The following is a 19,654-nucleotide window of genomic DNA, read 5'->3' as shown; positions in this document are numbered from 1 at the left end:
CACATCGCGCGGGATTGCCGGGAAGAACTGCGCTATAGAGCGAACGGCGCGCTGCTTTGGGGCGCCGGAGCATGATCGCGAACGTAACGATCGGCTTTTGGACAAGATCGTGCTCAACAACAAGACGGAGCATCATGCCGATTCGATCGGCACGGAGCAAGCTCCAGCGGAGGGGACATGGCTGAGATCGCAGTGCAGCGTGCGTCGGGACGCGGCATCTGGGGATGGATGCTGTTCGACTGGGCGGCCCAGCCGTTCTTCACGGTCGTCACCACCTTCATCTTCGGTCCTTATTTCGTCTCGCGCATGGCCAGCAATCCGGAGACGGGGCAAGCGGCCTGGGGCTACGGCATTGCCGCCGCCGGCCTCGTCATCGCCGTTTTGTCGCCGATCCTCGGCTCGATCGCCGATCAGACCGGACCACGCAAACCGTGGATAGCCTTCTTCGCCGCGGTCAAGATCACCAGCCTCACCTTGCTGTGGTTCGCCGCGCCCGGCTCCAACCTTTTTCTGGTCGTGGCGTTGTTCTCGCTGGCATCGGTCGCGGCTGAATTCTCGACCGTGTTCAATGACTCGATGATGCCGCGCCTGGTGCCGAAGAGCGACATCGGCAGGATCTCGAACATGGCTTGGGGGCTCGGCTATCTCGGTGGCATGATCGCGCTAATCTTCGTCGTTACCGTCATGGCCGGCTCGCCTGAAACCGGCAAGACCGTCGTCGGGCTCGACCCGATCTTCGGCCTTGACCCCAGGCTCGGCGAGGACGCGCGCGCCACCGGACCGTTGTCGGCGGCCTGGTATTTCCTGTTCATCCTGCCGATGTTCTTTTTCACGCCTGATGCGATCAAAGGCATTCCAATCGGGCCGGCGGTGCGCGAGGGCCTGTCGGAACTGAAGTCGACGCTAGCCGAAGTAAGCAAGCGCAGCGGTATTTTTCGCTTTCTCGTCGCCCGCATGATCTATCAGGACGGCGTCAACGCGCTGCTGGCGCTGGGCGGAACGTTTGCGGCGGCAATGTTCCATTGGTCGATCACAGAGATCGGCCTGTTCGGCATCATCCTCAACGTCGTTGCCATCGTCGGCTGCGTGGTTGCCGCACGCCTCGACACTGCACTGGGTTCCAAGACCATAGTGATGATTTCGCTGGTCATGCTGAGCATTGCCACGATCGGCATCGTCTCGACCGGCCCGGGCTATACGCTGTTCGGCGCCTGGGTGATGCCCGGACTGGACGGCGGCGGATTGTTCGGCACGGCGGCGGAAAAAGCCTACATTTTCTACGGCCTGCTGATCGGGCTTGCCTTCGGGCCGGTGCAGGCATCGTCGCGCTCCTACATGGCGCGCAGCGTCTCCGCAGCCGAATCCGGCCGCTATTTCGGCATCTATGCGCTGGCCGGTCGGGCAACAAGTTTTGCAGCGCCCTTCATGGTGGCCACGATCACCCTGGCCAGCGGCTCGGCGCGGCTCGGAATGGCGGCGATCGTGCTGTTCCTCGGCGCAGGCATGGCGATCCTGATCGGCACGCCCTATCCGGCGGATCGGCCGGCGGAGTGAGCTGCTCTTCCCTTCTCCCACAGGGGGAGGGAGTTCAATGCCGGAAGTGCCTCACTCCGGTGAAGACCATGGCAATGCCGTGAGCGTCGGCGGCGGCGATGACGTCGTCGTCGCGCATCGAGCCGCCGGGCTGGATGACGGCGGTGGCGCCGGCTTCGATTGCCGACAAAAGCCCATCCGCGAACGGGAAAAAGGCATCCGAGGCGACGACCGAGCCCTTGGTCAAAGGCTCCGTCAGACCGGCAGCGTCGGCCGCGTCGAGCGCCTTGCGCGCGGCGATGCGCGAGGAATCGACACGGCTCATCTGGCCGGCGCCGATGCCGACGGTGGCGCCGTCCCTGGCATAGACGATCGCGTTCGACTTGACGTGCTTTGCCACGCGAAAGGCGAATTTCAGATTGGCCATTTCGGCCGGCGTCGGAGCGCGCCGGGTCACCACCTTCAGCTCGAGGTCATCCACCACCGCATTGTCGCGGCCCTGGACGAGCAAGCCGCCAGCAACCGATTTCAAGCCAAGGCCCGCCGCGCGCGGGTCGGGCAGGCCGCCGGTGACCAGCAGGCGTAGATTCTTCTTGACGCCAATGATGCGGATTGCATCATCGGACGCCTCCGGTGCGATGATCACTTCGGTAAAGGTCTTGACGATCTCTTCGGCGGCTGCGGCATCGAGGATACGGTTCATGGCGACGATGCCGCCGTAGGCCGAGACCGGGTCGCAGGCCAGCGCCTTGGCATAGGCCGCTTGCAGCGAAGCGCCTTCGGCGACGCCGCACGGGTTGGCGTGCTTGATGATGGCTACCGCTGCGGAGCGGGTCGGATCGAACTCGCCGACCAGCTCGAAGGCGGCGTCGGTATCGTTGATGTTGTTGTAGGAAAGCTGCTTGCCCTGAAGCTGGCGTGCCGTGGCGACGCCCGGCCGCCTGTCGCCGTTGACATAGAAGCCGGCGCCCTGATGCGGGTTTTCGCCGTAGCGCATCACCGACTGCAGCCTGCCGCCGAAGGCGCGCCATGTCGGATGCTCGATCTCCAGCGCCTCGGCGAACCATCCCGAGATCGCCGCATCGTAGCTGGCGGTGCGGGCAAAGGCCTTGGCTGCCAACTTCTTGCGGAAATCCAGCGACAACGAGCCGAAATTCATCTCCAGCGCGTTGAGCACCGAGGCATAGTCGTCAGGGTCGGTGACGATGCCGACGTATGCGTGGTTCTTGGCCGAGGCACGGATCATCGCCGGGCCGCCGATGTCGATGTTTTCGACGATCGCGGCGTAGTCGGCGCCGGAGCGGCGCACCTCCTCGAATGGATAGAGATTGGAGACGACGAGATCGATCGGCTCAATGCCGTGGTCGCGCATCGCCGCGGCGTGCTCTGGATCGTCGCGCACGCCGAGCAGTGCACCATGCACCGACGGGTGCAGCGTCTTGACGCGCCCGTCCATGATCTCGGGAAAGCCGGTGAGCTCGGATACGTCGCGCACCGCCATGCCCGCATCGGCGAGGGCCTTTGCCGTGCCGCCGGTCGAGACCAGCTCGACGCCGGCCGAAGCCAGCGCCCTGGCGAAATCGATCAGGCCGGTCTTGTCGAAGACGGAGAGCAGCGCGCGACGGATGGGTACAAGGTCGGGCGCGGGAATATTCTTGGCGGCGACGGCCATGGGCTGGCGGCCTTTCCACGTGTGGTTGGAGAGCGTCCGCGGGCCGTAGCATATGAGGCCCGGAAATCAAGCCGCAAGGCTTGATCAGTGTCTGCCGTTGCCACCAGCTTCAGCTTTTTCCTGACGGCCGGCGATAATTGTCCGCGTTAATTGCCAATGGACCTCGGGAATCTCCGAGGCCTTGAAGGCAAGCACGATCTGGCGGCTGCGGCGTGGGCCGCCAAGCCCGGCGAAATAGATCGATTCCTCGACCTCGGGTGCCACTTCGGTGGAGGTAAACACCCAGGTGTCGGCGTGGTCGGCGGTCAGCACCAGACGGTCATGCTCATCCTGGAGCACGTTTATGTCGGGATGGACATGGAAACGCACTGTAACGAAATCACGGCCATTGTTGCGGATAGAAGCGCCGCCCGGCCGCAGGAAGCGGTCCCTGCCGGCAAGCACATTGCCCTCGGTCGACAATTTCAGCTCGCGCTCATGCAGGAAGCCGAAGCGCGCCACATAGCCGTCATGGCGGGCGATGAAGCCCTGGCTGCCCTTCTGGTCGGTGCGCTTGCAAGGCACATGCTGCGGCCCGCCTATCAAAGGCGTGCCGAGCAGGTCGTTGACGCGCAAGGAGTGGTTGAAGCGCGCCGACGACGTGTCGTTGATGGTAGCGGTGGAGTGGGCGGCGGTGGCGCGGGCAAGCGGCCGGAACTCGGCGGCACCATAGGTGTCTATGCCGGCATTGACGATATAATGCTGGCGGCCCGACGACAATTCGAAGGCGAGGCATCCGGCGTGAGCAGCATTGGACACGTCGACGGGCGGCGGCGGGCCGGTATCGGCGATCACCGTGACACCACCCATCGACAGGCGCTCATAACCCGAATGCGGCGCGTGCAGCAGTGGTGCGCCGGCGGTGTCGTCGTGATGCAGGATGCTGGCGATGCGGTCGTGGATGGTGGCGCCCATGCCGTTGAAGCGGGCAAGGCTGCCATCCTGATGGCGAAAGAAGCGCAGTGCCGGCAGCATCCGGTCGATGGCGCCGATCAGGGCGGCCGGCGGTGTCTCGGCCTGATTGGCGTATGTCTGGCGCAACGGCAGAAGGTCGGCGAGGATTTCAAGCACGGTCATCGGATTACGCGAGATATGGCCGCCGTCAGGCAGGATCTGGCGGTCGAGCTCCTCGGCGAGATTGCGGGTGGCACCGCGCAGCGCCGAGGCCGGCGCCGGCAGCGACAAAGCGGCAAAGGCCAGCGCAATGCGGGCGCGCAGCCTGTCCTTGCCGTCCGGCATCTCGCGCACCATGGCGCGCAGATAGCGGATCTGGACGGCAAGCGATTTCAGGAACGCACGGTAGAACGGAAACTCGGCGCCCTGCAACACGATCGAGGAATGCTGCAGCCAGGCAATGACACGCTTGGCCGTCGTGCCGGGCTCCCAGGCGACGCCGGAAATATGGCTGCCATGGATTGCAATCCAGTCGGAAACCAACGCCCGCGCGTTGGCGGCGGCGAGTTCCGTACCCGCGGCACGCATATGGCGCAGCCAGCGAAAGCCGTGCAGCGTCTTTTGCCAGCCGGGATTGGGCACGTCGATCTGGAAGGGCGATTTGCCGCCGGTCTCGACCAGATGCCCCGAAAGCGGATAGCGGCCGTAATAGATCTCGAGTGCGATCTGAGGATCGGCGAGTCGCAGGTCCGGCGGGGCAATCAGGACGCGCTCCGGCGTGCGGCCGGAGTAACGCCAGCGATAGAGTGGCCCGGCACGCAAGCGTCGGCGCGTCTTGCGCCAGAACTCCCTCGCGACAAGCGTCCACAGACGCGTCGTGTTACCGGCAGCGATTGCCAAAACCCCTCCTGATCGTCCTCACCCAAGCACAAGTTTATATGATTCAAGAACTTGTGCGAAGGCGAATTCCGCGGCAGTGGGGCCGTTCAGCCTGTTTTCCATGCCTCCTCGCCCCAAGAAGTCGGATGGCGCTTCAAGATCGGCCCTTAGCCGGCTCTGCGCATGCGGGCGGCAAAGAAACCGTCCAGCCCGGAACGCGCCGGTGAGCCAAGCTCCAGATCGGCAGGCGTGGTGCGCAACGTGCCTTGCGGCGTCAGGAATGGGTCGATGCCGGCAATCTCGCCCGGCCGAAGCGGGTCGTCGATGATCTCCGCATTGCCGGCGAGAAAGTCGCGATAGAGCTCTTCGCCTTCCAGCGGATCGAGCGAACAGTTGGAAAAGACGATGCGACCGCCAGGCTTGACCAAGGTGATGGCGCGGGCAAGCAGCCGGCGTTGCAGGTCGGCCAATTTTTCGACGTCGACCGCCGTCTTCGTCCAGGGAACGTCGGGATGCCGCCGCACCGTGCCGGTCGAAGAGCAAGGTGCGTCGAGGAGGACGGCGTCGAAGCGGTTCTTCGGCTCGTATTTGAGCAGATCGGCCTCGACGATCTCCGCGGCCAAGCCGAGCCTTTCGAGGTTCTGCGTCAGCCGTGCCAGCCGCGTTCTGGACATGTCGAGCGCAGTGACATGGGCGCCGGCGAGGATCAGCTGGGCGGTCTTGCCGCCCGGCGCGGCGCAGAGGTCGGCGATTCGCAAACAATTGATGTCGCCGAACAGCCGGGCCGGCAGGCTGGCCGCTGCATCCTGAACCCACCAGGCGCCTTCCCCAAAGCCGGGCAGTTCGGTCACGGAAGCGCTGAGCTTCTCGACCCGCACCGTGCCGGTCGGTAAGACGAAGCCGCCGAGCCGTTCGGCCCACAGCGCCGGGTCCGACTTGACCGAGAAGTCGACCGGCGCCTCATGGCGGTGGGCGAGCAGTATCTGCCTGGCCTTGTCGAGGCCGTAGACCGTTTTCAAACGGTCGGAAAACCATTTTGGTGCCTCGTCGGTTGCGGCAATTGCGGTCGCGAGCTCGTCCTGCTTGGCCCGCGCCAGCGTACGCAGCACGCCGTTGACGAGGCCGGAAAAGCGCGCCGTGCGCGGATCGGACTTGGCGTGCGTCACGGCGAGGTCGACGGCGGCGCTGTCGGGAACATCGAGGAACAGGATCTGTGCCGCCGCCACGTGCAGGATGTGCGAAAGCGCCGTAGCGTTGGGCGGCAGCGGCTTTTCCAGGCGGCGGGCCAAAAGGCCTGATATGGTCATGCGGTAGCGCAGGGCGGTGACCAGAATGGCGCGCACCAGGGCGCGGTCGCGCAAGTCGAGCGCCTTGTATTGCGGATGGCCGTTCTCATGGTCGGTCAGCCCGTCGAGTGGCGTTCTCGCGTCGATGACTGCGGCAAGCAGGCGCGCGGCTGCCTTGCGCGCGGCGAGACCGGCTACGGCCTCGCTGCCCGAATTGTGCTCGCGATCACCTGGAATTGCGTGCCGGCGTTGTGCTGCGCTCACGACCACGGACCTTTGGGTCCGGTCGGATTGCGTCCCCAGGGATTGGGTCTCGGCTTGGCCGGCTCAACCGGCCCCTCGGGCCGGGCGGCCCTGTCCCACGGACCTGACGGCTGCTGCCCGGTCTCTTTCGGCGCCGGCTTTGGCGTCGCGGCCGCTTCGGGTGCGCCGGCCATCTCGCTCGCGATCCTCTGCAATGCGGCGATGCGGTTTTCTGTGCTCGGGTGAGTGGAAAACAAACTGTCCATGCGCTCGCCGGAAAGAGGATTGATGATGAAGAGATGGGCGGTTGCCGGATTGCGCTCGGCATCCGGGTTGCGGATGCGTTCGGCGCCCCGCGCGATCTTGTCAAGTGCCGAGGCCAGCCACAGCGGGTGTCCACAGATTTCGGCCCCGCGCCGGTCGGCCTCGTATTCGCGGGTGCGGCTCACCGCCATCTGCACGATCATGGCGGCCAGGGGCGCGACGATCATCGCCACCAGCACGCCGACGATGCCGAAGGAATTGTTGTTGTCGCGGTTGCCGCCGAAGAAGAAAGCGAAATTGCCGAGCATCGAAATTGCGCCGGCAAAGGTGGCGACGATCGTCATGGTCAGCGTGTCGCGGTGCTGCACATGGGCAAGCTCATGCGCCATCACCGCCGCGACTTCTTCATGTGAGAGCTGCTCGAGCAGGCCGGTGCTGGCGGCGACAGCGGCATTTTGCGGATTGCGGCCGGTGGCGAAGGCATTGGGCTGAGGATTGTCGATGAGATAGGTTCTCGGCATCGGCAGGCCGGCGCGTTGCGCGAGACCCTTCACGATGGCGTAATATTCGGGCGCGTTGCTTTCGTTGACCTCGATCGCACGGTGCATCGACAGCACCATCTTGTCGGCGTTCCAATAGCTGAACAAATTGGTGCCGGCGGCGATCAGCAAGGCGATCATCATGCCGCCGGATCCGCCGACCAGATAGCCGACACCCATGAACAGGGCCGTCATTGCGGCCAAAAGCATGGCGGTGCGAAGGGTGTTCATCGTCTGCTCCGTTCTGGCCCAACAAAGGGGTCGATCCTTGTGGGCCCATCGCTATATGATGGGAAACAGCGGTTCCCGTTTCAATCGGGGCCTGTTTCAATCTAGCGGAAGATCGCATGATCGACAAAACCAGCCAAACGCATGCTAACGGCTCGCCGCACAAGCCACTGACGCCGGCAGCCCGGCGCGCCTTGGCCGAGGCCGAGGCCCGGCGGGAGCAATATCGCGAGAAGGAAGCCACGCTGCCGAGGGAGATCGGTGGGCGCGGCGGCAAGGAACCCGGCCGCTACGGCGACTGGGAGGTCAAGGGCCTGACCAGCGACTTTTAGCCCAGGCAGGGTGCTGGCTAAGCAGGGTACCAGCTAAGCAGGCTGGGCGGCCCGCTCCGCTTCGATGGCAATCCAGCCGCTGGCATCGACGGCGACGCCGATCGCGTCATAGCCGGCGATGGCGGCATGCGGCGTCTCCAACGGATGCCGGTGCGTGGCGCTGATCACGACGACCGCGGCGCCCGCGGCCTCGGCTGCTGCTATGCCTGCCGGTGCGTCTTCGAAGACGAGGCAATCGCGCACGTCGACGCCGAGCCGTTCGGCCGCCAGCCGGAAGCAGTCGGGCGCCGGCTTGCCGCGGGAGACATCCTCTGCCGCAACGATCACGGCGGGAGCCGGAATGCCGGCGGCCTGCAGGCGCAGCAGAGCGAGTTCACGGGGCGCCGAAGTGGCGATCGCCCAGCTCCCGGGCGGCAGCGACGCCAGGAATGCCGCGGCGCCGGTAATCGGGTGGATGCCTTCGACGTCGGCTGCTTCGGCCTGCAAAAGCGCATCGGCTTCGCGGGCAGGATCGATCCCTGGGAGCGCCAGCCGGCCGATGGTCTCGATCGCCCGCACGCCGTGGATGGTCGGCAGGAATGCAGCGACGTCAAGACCTTGCCGGTGCGCCCAGGCTGCCCAGACCCTTTCCGCCGCGGCAATCGAATTGAGAATCGTGCCGTCCATATCGAACAGGAAGGCCGCGAATTTTCTGCCTGCAAACATCGGTTTTCCCGGGGTCATCTTGGAAGGATTATTTCGAAGGGAGCATATCGATCAACCGTAACGTTGCCGCGTCCGTATGGGAAGCCGCGAGACCTCGTTTTCGACGTTCGCAAGGAACCGCGCGCACTCTCCTGCGTTGACCAGCACTATCTTCCATGACGATCGCAGGGGAGGGCGATGCTGATTCGGCTCGGCTATGAAATTGGCATTGAATGCGTTGCACCAACGCCGGTCGTTTCATTGCTCGACATCCACGGGGATCGTCAGGCCGACATCAAGCGGCAGACGCGCGTACTGACGTCGCCATCCGTGCCGACCAGGGTCTACCACGATCTTTTCGGCAATAGCTGCCGCCGCTTCACGGCGCCGGCAGGAAGCTTTCGCATCCTCTATGACGCGGTGATCGAGGACGGTGGCGAGACGGATGAGGTCAACACGCTGGCCGGGGAAGTCCCGGTCGCGGAATTGCCGGACGAGGTGCTCGGCTATCTGCTTGGCAGCCGTTACTGCGAGACCGATCATCTCAGCGATCTCGCCTGGCAACTTTTCGGCCAGCTTCCGCCGGGTTGGGCGCGGGTGCAGGCGATCGTCGACTATGTCTACAACCGCCTGTCCTTTGGCTACGGCTATGCGCGCCCGACCCGCACGGCGGCGCAGGCGCATGAGGAGCGCGTCGGCGTCTGCCGCGACTTTGCCCATCTGGCGATCACGCTCTGCCGCTGCATGAATATCCCGGCCCGTTACGTGAACGGCTATCTTGGCGATATCGGCGTACCCGCCGATCCGGCGCCGATGGATTTCTCGGCGTGGGTGGAAGTGTTCCTCGACGGCAGATGGTACACGTTCGATCCTCGCCACAATGTGCCGAGGATCGGCCGCGTCGTCATAGCGCGCGGCCGTGACGCCACCGACGTGCCGCTGCTGCATAGTTTCGGCCCGCATCGACTCAGCCGGTTCAAGGTCTGGACGCACGAGCAGGAAGGCAATCTCTTCAAGCCGCCCTATCGCGGCGTCGACAAGACCGTCAGCGCACGGATGCTGGCATAGTCCTTTCACAGTCCAGATTTCCATCTCCCGCTACCGCGGTCGTGCTGAACCGGTTCGATACATCTCGTCTGTACCGGATTGGGACGCAGTCCAGTCGTCCTGAATTGCGAGCCTGATCATGGTAAGCGCTTTGTCAACAAAGCCGCGCTGACGCGACTTTCATTTACCGGCTGTTTACCTTGCCGTCGCTTGAAACCGTTTGGAAACAATGGCCTGAGCGAGAGCCGCTCGCTTTCTCGCGCCTGGCGGCGCGATCCGGCCGGATTCCTGCAATGCGCCTTCGGACAGCTGCAGGCTGTGGCGATGGAGGCGGAAGGAATGCAGCGTTTCGGGGGTCTTGTTCAGGCGATCGGCGGCTTTGCCGGGGATCGCAGCGGAAATTTCGCGGTGCTGTTTGGTATAATCAGCTCGGTGCTGGCGCTGAGTGTCGGCTTTGCCGTCAACGTGTCCCAACTCTACAATGTGAAATCGAGCCTGCAAGGCGTCGTCGACGCTGCGGTCACCTCGACGGCGCGCGACCTGACAACCGGCGTCATCAGCGAGGCCGACGCCAGCAAATCGGTGCAGGCCTTTCTCGATGCCAACAGCACGGCGGGTATCCTGCAGGACAACCAGATCGTTCTCGACAAGCTGACCGTCGACCGGACTGCAAACACGGTTCAGGCGGATGTCCATGTCAATGTCAGCTACTATTTCCCGCTTTTCGGCACGAGTGGCATGCAAAGCGTTCCCGCATCGACGATGGCGCTCTATTCGGACAAGCAGATCGAAGTCGCAATGATGCTCGATGTGACCGGGTCGATGGCCGGCCAGAAAATCATCGATCTGCGGACGGCTGCGGCGAATGCCGTCGACAGTTTCCTGGGCGGTCAGGACCCCTCCAAGCCACGAGTGCGGGTTGCCATCGTGCCTTACGCAAATTCGGTGAATGCGGGTACACTTGCGCCCAGCAGCGTCTATGTGGAAACCAGCACCAGCCAACGCAAACAGGCGCCGGCCAATGACGCCGTGCAATATATCTCGGGCTTCATCCGTCCGGACAATTGCGCCACCGAACGCAAGGGGATCTATCAATATTCGGACGCGGGCCCCGACGCCAGCATGGTCAACCGCGACTACCTGCTGTCGTCCTTCGCTTGGCAAACCGGCACCGCCGCCTGCCCGGCCGCCACGCTGATGCCGCTGACGGCGGATGCGACGGCGCTCAAGACGGTCATCAAGAATTTCGTCGCATCCGGCGGCACCGCCGGCCATATCGGCGTGCAGTGGACCTGGTACATGCTGTCGGAGAACTGGGGTAGCATCATGAGGACTTCGCAACGGCCGGCCAAGATGGATCCAAAAAAGGTCGCCAAAATCGCGATCCTGATGACCGACGGCGAATTCAACCTATCCTACTTCGATGCGAGCACGGTGAGCGACGTTTACAATGACGCCGGCAAGGAGCCGACCCGCACGGCCGCCAAGACACTCTGCGCTGCCATGCGCAACAAGGGCATTGAGATATTCACCATTGGGTTTGACCTAAACGAAACGAATGCCAAGGCGACGCTCCAGGATTGCGCCAGCCCGGACACCGCCAAGATCAAGCACTTTTATCAGGCGGCCAATGGAACCGAACTCAACCAGGCTTTCCAGGATATAGCGCGCAACGTCGAGATGTTGACCGTAACCAGATAGGGGACAACAGCCCAAAGGAAAAGGCCGCCGCTTCTTGCGAAGTCGGCGGCCTTCCGTGTTTCCGTCCATGGCGCGGCTCCTGGCGGCGACACTGGTCGCCAGCCGCGCATCTCGCGCCTTAACGGGAAGACTGCTTCCCGAAAGTGCAATCCGCTGAGGCCACGTTCTGGAAAACGAAATCACTCGACATCGGATCACCTCCTTTCGATTTGTTGAACACTCCCCCATGATGGGGTGTCACCCGGGAAATGGCAAGGCGCGGCATCCAAAAATCCTGAACAAGCGTGCTTGCGCACCCAGGCGGCTTGCGGCCGGCCGATCTGGCAGGCAAGATCGGGCCGCTATTGTTCCGGGCCACTATTTTGCCGGGTAAGGGAGGACGGGGATGGAGGCAGCCGAGAGAGCGGCCCGGATTGTTCGGACGGTCATCGAAACGATGAAGCCGGGTTTTGCGGTGAGGCTGTGGACGGGCGAGCGGATCGGCCCGGCTGCCGGCCCGGTGCTCACCATCAACGACCAGGACATCGTCTGGCAGATCGTACGTCGGCCCTCTTTATCGACGCTGATCGAGATGTGGATTGCCAAGGCGGTCGACGTCGAAGACGGATCGCTGTTCGATTTCTATGCCTTGCCCACGCACGGCAAGCTCAGGACGAAGCTCAAGACACTGCCGAAGCTGGCGATCCTGCGCGACCTGCCGGCGGTGCTGTTTTCGCGAAAACAGATGACGGCGCGAACCGATCTTTCCGGCCGCAATCCTTACGTCAGCGGTTCGAGCAAGGAGGCGATCCAGCATCACTACGACATTTCCAACGCATTCTACCGGCTCTTCCTCGACGAGCGCATGGTCTATAGCTGCGGCTACTTCAAGGACTTCGCCAACGATATCGATCAGGCGCAGAGAGACAAGCTCGACCATATCTGCCGCAAGCTTCGGCTGAAGCCCGGCGACAGATTGCTCGACATCGGCTGCGGCTGGGGAGCGATGCTCATCCATGCCGTGAAGAATTATGGCGTCGTCGGCCACGGCGTTTCGCTATCGGAGGCACAGACCGAGTTCGCCCGCGAACGCATCCGCGCTGAGGGGCTGGAGGATCGCATCACCATCGAGATAAAGTCCTATGCCGAGCTGTCCGGTTCCTTCGACAAGATCTCGTCGATCGGCATGTTCGAACATCTGGGGCTTGCCAACCATGCCGCCTATTTTTCGACCATCCATCGCCTGCTCAAACCCGGCGGCATCTATCTGCACCATGCCATCACCCGCCGCGACAAGGGCAGCATGAAGAAGACGCTGCGCAAGGGGCCGGAATTCAAAGCGCTGATCAAATACATTTTTCCGGGCGGCGAACTCGATACGATCGGCATGACGCTCGGCAATCTCGAGGCGCACGGCTTCCTCATTTATGACGTCGAAAACTTGCGCGAGCACTATGCGCGCACCTGCCGGCTATGGGCCGAGCGCCTCCACGCACGCTTTGACGAGGCCATCGCCGAGGTCGGCGAATCCAAGGCGCGGCTCTGGCTGCTTTATCTCACCGGCTGCTCGATTACCTTCGAACGCGCCTCGGCGCAGATTTTCCAGACCGTCGCCACCAGGCGCGCGCGCGGCCCAAGCGGCCTGCCGCCGACGCGGGCGGATTTATACTAATAGCTACAGGAGACGCATCGTGGCGCCGATCTCGACGCGGGCCGGTCGATCGACAGTGCAGTAGACGCCGAAATTATGGGCGTTGTGGCGGACCAGGCTGCGCAGGATTGCCGGGTCGTGGTCGAACCCGTCCTGGCCAATGATGGTGAAGCCGCAGCGGCGGCACGGCTCGGAGATGGTCAGGAGCAGGTCGCCGATCGCCAGCTTGCGCCCGATCCATTCGGTTTCGGGGAATGACCCCTCGATCTTCGGCATGTCGACGACGATGTTGGGGCGGAAGCGGCGCGGGTCGGCGGTGCCGTCTGGATGCAGCAACTTCAACTGCGCCAGCGAAGCGGTGGTCAGCAGATGAATGGGGGCTTTGACATAGCGTTCCGCCAGCAGGGGACCGGCGTATCCCGGTGTAGTATTCTCGCGGCGGAACGGCCGGATGGAGGCCGCAAAGCCGAGATAGGCGGAAATGGCGCGGTCGCTATCAGCGCCCGGTGCGGCTAGCCAGTCGCCATCCGGGACCGCAACCTCCAGTGCGCCGGCCGGCGACAGCCGGGTTCGGATGCGGGGCACCTTGTGCCATTTCACTTCGCGGTCCGGCCGTGCGATTTCATTGTTCGACGTGTCGATAAGACCAAACAGGCGGTCGCCTTCAACGGTATGCCGGGCGACCGAGATCGCCTGCTGGCGCTCGCCGGCGAGCGAGCTCGCGGGATAGCGCCAAAGCTCGGTGACGGCACCCAATATGGCTTGCATCAGCTCTTCTTGTTCTGCCGATTGGCGATCAGGTCGTCGACGACCGCCGGATCGGCCAGCGTCGAGGTGTCGCCGAGCGCGGCAAAATCGTCCTCGGCGATCTTGCGCAGAATGCGCCGCATGATCTTGCCGGAACGGGTCTTCGGCAGGCCGGGCGCGAACTGGATCTTGTCGGGCGAAGCGATGGCGCCGATCTCCTTGCGGACATGGGCGACGAGCTCCTGGCGCAATTCCTCGCTTGGCGTCTCGCCGGCCATCAGCGTGACATAGCAGTAGATGCCCTGGCCCTTGATATCGTGCGGGTAGCCGACGACGGCCGCTTCCGAGACCTTCTCATGCGAAACCAGCGCCGATTCGACCTCGGCGGTGCCCATGCGGTGGCCGGAGACGTTGATGACGTCGTCGACGCGGCCGGTGATCCAGTAGTAGCCGTCAGCATCGCGGCGGCAGCCGTCGCCGGTGAAGTACCTGCCCTTGTAGGTCGAGAAATAGGTCTGCACGAAGCGGTCGTGATCGCCATAGACGGTGCGCATCTGGCCCGGCCATGAGTCGGCAATACAAAGATTGCCGCTGGCTTCACCCTCCAGCACCTTGCCGTCACCATCAACCAGCTGCGGGTTGACGCCAAAGAAGGGCCGCGTCGCCGAGCCCGCCTTGAGGTGGGTGGCGCCCGGAACCGGCGTGATCATGATGCCGCCGGTCTCGGTCTGCCACCAGGTATCGACGATCGGCACCTTGCCGTTGCCGACAACGTTGAAATACCATTCCCAGGCTTCTGGATTGATTGGCTCGCCGACGGTGCCGAGCACGCGCAGCGACTTGCGCGACGTCTTGGTGACATGGGCGTCGCCGGCGCCCATCAGCGCGCGCAGCGCCGTCGGCGCGGTGTAAAAGATGTTGACCTTGTGCTTGTCGATCACGTCCCAGAAACGCGACTGCGACGGGTAATTCGGCACGCCTTCGAACATCAGCGTGGTGGCGCCGTTGGCGAGCGGCCCGTAGACGATGTAGCTGTGGCCGGTGACCCAGCCGACATCGGCGGTGCACCAGTAGACGTCCCCGTCGTGATAGTCGAAGACATATTGGTGGGTCATCGAGACATAGACGAGATAGCCGGCGGTGGTGTGCAGCACGCCTTTCGGCTTGCCGGTCGAGCCCGACGTGTAGAGGATGAACAGCGGATCCTCGGCGTTCATCTTCTCGGGCTTGCATTCGGCCTTAACCGTCGCGACCTCGTCATGGTACCAGACGTCGCGCCCGGCGGCCCAGCCGGTCTTGCCGCCGGTGCGGCGTACTACCAAGACCTTTTCGACTTTCGTTCCGGCCTTGGCGGCGATCTCGATCGCCTTGTCGGTGTTCTCCTTCAAGGGGATCGGCTTGCCGCCGCGCAGGCCTTCGTCGGCGGTGATGAGGAAGGTCGACTTGCAGTCGTCGATGCGTCCGGCCAGCGCGTCCGGCGAAAAGCCGCCGAAGACCACCGAATGAATGGCGCCGATGCGCGTGCAGGCGAGCATCGCATAGGCGGCCTCCGGGATCATCGGCATGTAGATGGTGACGCGGTCGCCCTTCTTGACGCCGTGCTTCTTCATCACATTGGCGAGGCGGCAGACATGTCCGTAAAGCTCGTTATAGGTGATCTTCCTGTCGTCGTAGGGATTGTCGCCTTCCCAGATGATGGCGGTCTGTTCGCCGCGCTTCTTCAGATGCCGGTCGATGCAGTTCCAGGAAACGTTGGTCTGGCCATCCTCGAACCATTTGATTGAGACCTTGCCGTCGAAGGACGTGTTCTTGACCTTGCTGTACGGCTTGAACCAGTCGATGCGCCTGCCGTGCTTGCCCCAGAACTTGTCCGGGCTCTTGACGCTGTCGGCGTACCATTTCAGGTAGGTGTCATTGTCGATCAGCGCGTTCTTCTTCCACGCCGGCTGGACGCGATGGACATGAACATCGGACATTTCTTCGCCTTCCTCCCGAAACCAAACCGCCGGCTTGACTGCCGGCAGGATCGCAGCGTTGCGGCCGCGAATTCGCGCGCATTATTAACAGTTCGGCGATGACGGCAACATTAGACGTTGGATTTGCGCGGCGGGATGCCGCAGGTCCCTTCCCGGGTGGTGTCAGCACTCTAGCGAGACGGCTGCTAACCGCATGTTTTTGCGGCAGAAATCTGGCTCGACCGCAGAAATATCAATAGACGATTAAGCAAATGGGGTGCACAATTTCAGGCTGGGAGGAAAGAGAATCAACCAGGGGACCGCAATGCGCGACCATTCCGAAATGGACCTGATGCTCAAGGGCTATGGCTTGACCACGGCCAAGATTCTTTATCACTTTCCCGATCATCCGCATCTGCTGCAGAGCTTCATCTGGCAGGATTACGACATCGCCCCGAAATTTCCGGTGCTTATCCGCTTCATCGAGTTCTGGCAGGCCAAGCTCGAAGGCCCGCTGCATTCAGTCAGCTACACGCACCAGAAGCTGATCGCGCCGAACGAATGGCGCAAGGTCGACGGCGAGTTCGTGCTGCATTAAAGCACGCGGGCGGCAGCCTGGGAGCCGCCGCACAGCTTTTGGAGCGTCAGACGGCGGGCGGGTTCAGCCGGGCAAAACCCTCCTGCCGGCGATAGGGAAAATACGGGTAGGGTGCGGTGACCTCGCTTGCCGTGTCCAAGATTTTCATCTGATCCGGGGTCAACGACCATCCGACGGCGCCGAGATTCTGGCGCAACTGCTCCTCGTTGCGCGCGCCGATGATGACGGAGGCGACGGTCGGCCGCTGCAGCAGCCAATTGATGGCGATCTGCGGTATGGTCTTGCCGGTTTCCTCGGCGACAACATCAAGCGCGTCGACGACCCGATAGAGATGCTCGTCGTCGACGGGCGGTCCGAAGCTTGCCGTGTCGTGCAGCCGGCTTTTCTCGGGCAGCTTCTGGCCACGGCGGATCTTGCCGGTCAGGCGGCCCCAGCCGAGCGGGCTCCACACCAGCGCACCGACGCCCTGGTCGAGGCCGAGCGGCATCAACTCCCATTCATAATCGCGCCCGACCAGCGAATAATAGACCTGGTGGGCGACGTATCGGGGATAGCCGTATCTGTCCGCCAGGCCGAGCGACTTCATCACTTGCCAGCCGGAAAAATTGGAAACGCCGACATAACGCAGCTTTCCGGCGCGCACGAGCCTATCCAGCGTCGATAGCACCTCCTCGATCGGTGTTGCGGCGTCAAACGCGTGCAGCTGCAGCAGGTCGATGTAGTCGGTGCCAAGACGCCTCAGTGCGTCCTCGACGGCCTTGATGAGGCGCGAGCGGGACGAGCCGGCGTCGTTGGGACCGTCGCCCATCGGCAGCGAGGTCTTGGTCGAGATCAGCACGGCATCGCGGCGGCCCTTCATCGCTTCGCCGAGCACCTGTTCGGAAGCGCCATTCGAATAGACGTCGGCGGTGTCGAACAGGTTGACGCCCGCCTCCAGGCAGATGTCGACCAGCCGCCGGGCTTCCGTCGCATCGCTGTTGCCCCAGGCGCCGAACAGCGGCCCTGACCCGCCGAAGGTTCCAGCGCCGAACGAGAGCGCCGGGACTTTCAGGCCCGATGCGCCAAGATTTCGATAATCCATCTGTTTCTCCTATGGTGTACAAGGGTTCTTCGAGTTGCTACGAGCGGGCGGGTGCCGGTTCACCGAGCGTTGGGCGATCGAGGCGTAGCGCCAGCGCTGCCACGGAAAGCGCCGAGAGCGGCAGCAGGGCCGCGACCCAGGTGACGGCGCCGAGGCCGGGGCCATGGGCGATGACCACGCCGCCGAGCCAGGCGCCGGCCGCATTGCCGAGATTGAAGGCGGCGATGTTGAAGGACGAGGCGAGGCTCTGGCCGGCGCCTTGTGCCTTTTCCAGTACCCACATCTGCAGCGGCGCCACGGTGGCGAAGGCGGCGGCGCCGAGCAGGCCGACATAGATGACGGCCATAACCTGGCTGTGCAGGGCGAAGGTCATGGTGCCGAGCACCAGCGCCAGCACGACGAGACTGCCGAGAACGGATGGCACCAGCCAGCGGTCGGCGAACTTGCCGCCAGCGAGGTTGCCGGCGATGAGGCCGCCGCCGAAGACCAGCAGGATCGGCGACACCGCTGCTTCCTCAAAACCGGTGATCTCGGTCAGCAACGGGGCGATGTAGGTGAAGACGGCGAAGACGCCGGCATAGCCGAGCACGGTGGTGGCAAAGCCAAGCAGGACGGGCGTGCGGCCGAGCACGGCGAGATCGGCGCGCAAATTGCTTTGCTCAGGCGCTGTCTGGCTGCGCGGCACCAGCAGCAGGATGATGGCGAAAGCGACCATGCCGACCAGGGTCACCGCCCAGAAGGTCGCGCGCCAGCCGAAGGCCTGGCCGAGCCATGTTCCGAAGGGGACGCCGAGGATGTTGGCGATGGTCAGGCCGGTGAACATCAGGGCGATCGCCGATGCCTTCTTGTTGGGCGCCACCAGCCCGGTCGCCACGACCGAGCCGACGCCGAAGAAGGTGCCGTGGGCGAAGGCGGTGAGCACGCGCGCACCCATCAGCGTCCAGTAGTCTGGGGCCAGCGCGCACGCGAGGTTGCCTAGCGTGAAGATTGCCATCAGCGCCAGAAGCACGGTCTTGCGCGGCCACCGGCCGGTGGCGATCGTCAGCAGCGGCGCGCCGATGACGACGCCCAGCGCATAGCCGAAAATCAGTTGACCGGCAGCTGAGATCGAGACGCCGAGATCGGTGCTGACGTCGAGCAGCAGGCCCATGATGACGAATTCGGTGACGCCAATACCGAAGGCGCCGGCGGCAAGAGCGTAGAGAGCAAGAGGCATGGCGGTTCCCACTTCGATGACGGCCAGTTTCGACGACGGGCGCCGTGTCCTCTCACGCCCGGCCCGAAAGATCGTGATGCACCGAACTGTGAACCAGCCTTGCCTAGGGCACATTGCCTGTGAAATAGATTCACCAATGGCCAGGCCCGACATCAACCGCTCCGGCGAGATCGAAGTGTTCGTCCGCGTCGTCGAGGCCGGCAGCTTTTCGGCCGCTGCACGTGCGCTGCGCATGAGCCCGTCGGCGGTTAGCAAGCTGATCGCGCGGCTGGAGGGGCGTCTTGGCGCCCGGCTGGTCATCCGCTCGACGCGCAAGCTGCGACTGACACCGGAAGGGGCGGCCTTCTTCGACAGCGGCGTGCGCATCCTGGCCGACATGGCGGTAGCCGAGCGCGAGGCAGCGGCGGGTGCCGCGCCGCGTGGCCGGCTGCGGATCAATAGCTACGTGCCTTTCGGGCAGCACCGGCTGATCCCGCTTTTGCCGCGTTTTCTAGAACGATACCCCGAAATCTCGGTCGATCTGGTGTTGACCGACAGTGTTATCGACCTGATGGAGGAGCGCGCCGACGTCGCCATACGTGCCGGCCCGCTCGGCGAATCACGGCTAGTGGCGCGCAAGCTCGGGCAGAGCCGGGTGGTCGTCGTTGCCGCGCCATCGTATCTCGAAGCGCGTGGCACACCCAAGACGCCCGCCGATCTCGATCGTCACAACCGGATGGGCTTCTGTTTCGTGCGCCACGTCGAGGGCTGGCCTTTTGTCGACGCGGCCGGCAAGCCGATCACCATATCGATCGTTGGAAACACGCTGGTCAGCGACGGCGAGGCGATGCGGTTGATGGCGCTCTCAGGGGCGGGCATCGCCCGGCTGGCACGCTGGCACGTGGAGGCCGACATTGCCGCCGGCCGGCTGCTGCCGCTGCTGGAAGAGTTCAACCCCGGCGACGAGGAACTGACCCATGCAGTTTATGTCGGCCAAGGCAAGCATTTGCCGGCGCGGGTACGGGCCATTTTAGATTTCCTGGCCGAAACCGCGCGGCTGGGCTGAAGCGGAAGGCATTCGGGAGCCACTTGGCTCCCGAATTTGGC

16 protein-coding genes are annotated in these 19,654 nt (G+C 63.7%); 7 read left to right on the top strand and 9 right to left on the bottom strand.

Features of this window, described 5'->3' with window-relative positions:
• The first annotated feature begins 177 nt into the window (after positions 1 to 177).
• Entirely contained in the window at positions 178 to 1,554 is a 1,377-nt protein-coding gene (locus NKH89_RS07580) for an MFS transporter (RefSeq protein WP_352480971.1), read from the top strand.
• Between the two features lie 34 nt (positions 1,555 to 1,588).
• On the opposite strand, the gene purH is transcribed toward NKH89_RS07580, so the two are convergent.
• The 4 genes from purH to htpX form a co-directional block, all read right to left on the bottom strand.
• Entirely contained in the window at positions 1,589 to 3,205 is a 1,617-nt protein-coding gene (gene purH, locus NKH89_RS07575; protein ID WP_352480970.1) for a bifunctional phosphoribosylaminoimidazolecarboxamide formyltransferase/IMP cyclohydrolase, read from the bottom strand.
• Positions 3,206 to 3,289: 84 nt separating this feature from the next.
• Positions 3,290 to 5,038: a heparinase II/III family protein gene (locus NKH89_RS07570; RefSeq protein ID WP_352480969.1), complete on the bottom strand. Its 1,749-nt coding sequence runs from the start codon at positions 5,036 to 5,038 to the stop codon at positions 3,290 to 3,292.
• Between the two features lie 146 nt (positions 5,039 to 5,184).
• Positions 5,185 to 6,573 (bottom strand): RsmB/NOP family class I SAM-dependent RNA methyltransferase, encoded by a 1,389-nt coding sequence (locus NKH89_RS07565; RefSeq protein ID WP_023719729.1) that lies wholly within the window; start codon positions 6,571 to 6,573, stop codon positions 5,185 to 5,187.
• On the bottom strand, positions 6,564 to 7,580 hold the full coding sequence (gene htpX, locus NKH89_RS07560; protein ID WP_023719728.1) for a zinc metalloprotease HtpX: 1,017 nt from the start codon (positions 7,578 to 7,580) through the stop codon (positions 6,564 to 6,566). Before htpX ends, NKH89_RS07565 begins: the two co-directional genes overlap by 10 nt.
• A 116-nt stretch (positions 7,581 to 7,696) precedes the next feature.
• Between htpX and NKH89_RS07555 the strand changes: the two genes are divergently transcribed.
• Positions 7,697 to 7,909: a DUF1674 domain-containing protein gene (locus NKH89_RS07555; RefSeq protein ID WP_023719727.1), complete on the top strand. Its 213-nt coding sequence runs from the start codon at positions 7,697 to 7,699 to the stop codon at positions 7,907 to 7,909.
• A 33-nt stretch (positions 7,910 to 7,942) separates the two neighbouring features.
• Here NKH89_RS07555 and NKH89_RS07550 read toward each other — a convergent pair whose 3' ends face one another.
• On the bottom strand, positions 7,943 to 8,614 hold the full coding sequence (locus NKH89_RS07550; protein WP_023719726.1) for an HAD-IA family hydrolase: 672 nt from the start codon (positions 8,612 to 8,614) through the stop codon (positions 7,943 to 7,945).
• A 177-nt stretch (positions 8,615 to 8,791) separates the two neighbouring features.
• Between NKH89_RS07550 and NKH89_RS07545 the strand changes: the two genes are divergently transcribed.
• The 3 genes from NKH89_RS07545 to NKH89_RS07535 all read left to right on the top strand — a co-directional run bounded on the left by NKH89_RS07545 (position 8,792) and on the right by NKH89_RS07535 (position 12,992).
• On the top strand, positions 8,792 to 9,661 hold the full coding sequence (locus NKH89_RS07545; RefSeq protein ID WP_023719725.1) for a transglutaminase-like domain-containing protein: 870 nt from the start codon (positions 8,792 to 8,794) through the stop codon (positions 9,659 to 9,661).
• Between the two features lie 318 nt (positions 9,662 to 9,979).
• Positions 9,980 to 11,341, top strand: coding sequence for a pilus assembly protein (locus NKH89_RS07540; protein WP_023719724.1), 1,362 nt, complete (start codon positions 9,980 to 9,982; stop codon positions 11,339 to 11,341).
• 385 nt (positions 11,342 to 11,726) lie between these two features.
• Positions 11,727 to 12,992, top strand: coding sequence for a class I SAM-dependent methyltransferase (locus tag NKH89_RS07535; protein WP_023719723.1), 1,266 nt, complete (start codon positions 11,727 to 11,729; stop codon positions 12,990 to 12,992).
• A 3-nt stretch (positions 12,993 to 12,995) separates the two neighbouring features.
• On the opposite strand, the gene NKH89_RS07530 is transcribed toward NKH89_RS07535, so the two are convergent.
• Together NKH89_RS07530 and acs are read right to left on the bottom strand one after the other, a co-directional pair.
• Positions 12,996 to 13,739, bottom strand: coding sequence for an MOSC domain-containing protein (locus tag NKH89_RS07530; RefSeq protein WP_023719722.1), 744 nt, complete (start codon positions 13,737 to 13,739; stop codon positions 12,996 to 12,998).
• On the bottom strand, positions 13,739 to 15,694 hold the full coding sequence (gene acs / locus NKH89_RS07525; RefSeq protein WP_023719721.1) for an acetate--CoA ligase: 1,956 nt from the start codon (positions 15,692 to 15,694) through the stop codon (positions 13,739 to 13,741). The genes NKH89_RS07530 and acs overlap by 1 nt, the downstream gene beginning before the upstream one ends.
• Positions 15,695 to 15,998: 304 nt before the next feature.
• Between acs and NKH89_RS07520 the strand changes: the two genes are divergently transcribed.
• The gene (locus tag NKH89_RS07520) at positions 15,999 to 16,271 is read left to right on the top strand and encodes an usg protein (protein WP_023719720.1); all 273 of its coding nucleotides are present in this window, start codon (positions 15,999 to 16,001) and stop codon (positions 16,269 to 16,271) included.
• Positions 16,272 to 16,317: 46 nt separating this feature from the next.
• Here NKH89_RS07520 and NKH89_RS07515 read toward each other — a convergent pair whose 3' ends face one another.
• Together NKH89_RS07515 and NKH89_RS07510 are read right to left on the bottom strand one after the other, a co-directional pair.
• Positions 16,318 to 17,352, bottom strand: coding sequence for an aldo/keto reductase (locus NKH89_RS07515; protein ID WP_023719719.1), 1,035 nt, complete (start codon positions 17,350 to 17,352; stop codon positions 16,318 to 16,320).
• A gap of 37 nt (positions 17,353 to 17,389) precedes the next feature.
• Positions 17,390 to 18,568, bottom strand: a complete 1,179-nt coding sequence (locus tag NKH89_RS07510) for an MFS transporter (protein WP_352908552.1) — start codon at positions 18,566 to 18,568, stop codon at positions 17,390 to 17,392.
• Positions 18,569 to 18,704: 136 nt separating this feature from the next.
• Here NKH89_RS07510 and NKH89_RS07505 point away from each other — a divergent pair, with 136 nt between their 5' ends.
• A complete protein-coding gene (locus NKH89_RS07505) occupies positions 18,705 to 19,613 on the top strand; it encodes a LysR family transcriptional regulator (protein WP_023719717.1) in 909 nt (302 codons plus the stop codon).
• The last annotated feature ends 41 nt before the right edge of the window (positions 19,614 to 19,654 follow it).

Source organism: Mesorhizobium sp. M0923 (assembly GCF_040319365.1).
Classification (GTDB): domain Bacteria; phylum Pseudomonadota; class Alphaproteobacteria; order Rhizobiales; family Rhizobiaceae; genus Mesorhizobium.
Note: the sequence above shows the minus strand (reverse complement) of the source record. Positions and strands in the feature narration are given on the sequence as shown.

Bases quoted from the DNA above. Each gene is read 5' to 3' on its own strand.
- NKH89_RS07535 (WP_023719723.1), top strand. From the start codon at position 11,727: ATGGAGGCAGCCGAGAGAGCGGCCCGGATTGTTCGGACGGTCATCGAA.
- NKH89_RS07505 (WP_023719717.1), top strand. From the start codon at position 18,705: ATGGCCAGGCCCGACATCAACCGCTCCGGCGAGATCGAAGTGTTCGTC.
- NKH89_RS07530 (WP_023719722.1), bottom strand. From the start codon at position 13,739: ATGCAAGCCATATTGGGTGCCGTCACCGAGCTTTGGCGCTATCCCGCG.
- NKH89_RS07555 (WP_023719727.1), top strand. From the start codon at position 7,697: ATGATCGACAAAACCAGCCAAACGCATGCTAACGGCTCGCCGCACAAG.
- acs (WP_023719721.1), bottom strand. From the start codon at position 15,694: ATGTCCGATGTTCATGTCCATCGCGTCCAGCCGGCGTGGAAGAAGAAC.
- NKH89_RS07515 (WP_023719719.1), bottom strand. From the start codon at position 17,352: ATGGATTATCGAAATCTTGGCGCATCGGGCCTGAAAGTCCCGGCGCTC.
- NKH89_RS07510 (WP_352908552.1), bottom strand. From the start codon at position 18,568: ATGCCTCTTGCTCTCTACGCTCTTGCCGCCGGCGCCTTCGGTATTGGC.
- NKH89_RS07540 (WP_023719724.1), top strand. From the start codon at position 9,980: ATGCAGCGTTTCGGGGGTCTTGTTCAGGCGATCGGCGGCTTTGCCGGG.
- NKH89_RS07580 (WP_352480971.1), top strand. From the start codon at position 178: ATGGCTGAGATCGCAGTGCAGCGTGCGTCGGGACGCGGCATCTGGGGA.
- purH (WP_352480970.1), bottom strand. From the start codon at position 3,205: ATGGCCGTCGCCGCCAAGAATATTCCCGCGCCCGACCTTGTACCCATC.
- NKH89_RS07550 (WP_023719726.1), bottom strand. From the start codon at position 8,614: ATGTTTGCAGGCAGAAAATTCGCGGCCTTCCTGTTCGATATGGACGGC.
- NKH89_RS07545 (WP_023719725.1), top strand. From the start codon at position 8,792: ATGCTGATTCGGCTCGGCTATGAAATTGGCATTGAATGCGTTGCACCA.
- htpX (WP_023719728.1), bottom strand. From the start codon at position 7,580: ATGAACACCCTTCGCACCGCCATGCTTTTGGCCGCAATGACGGCCCTG.
- NKH89_RS07520 (WP_023719720.1), top strand. From the start codon at position 15,999: ATGCGCGACCATTCCGAAATGGACCTGATGCTCAAGGGCTATGGCTTG.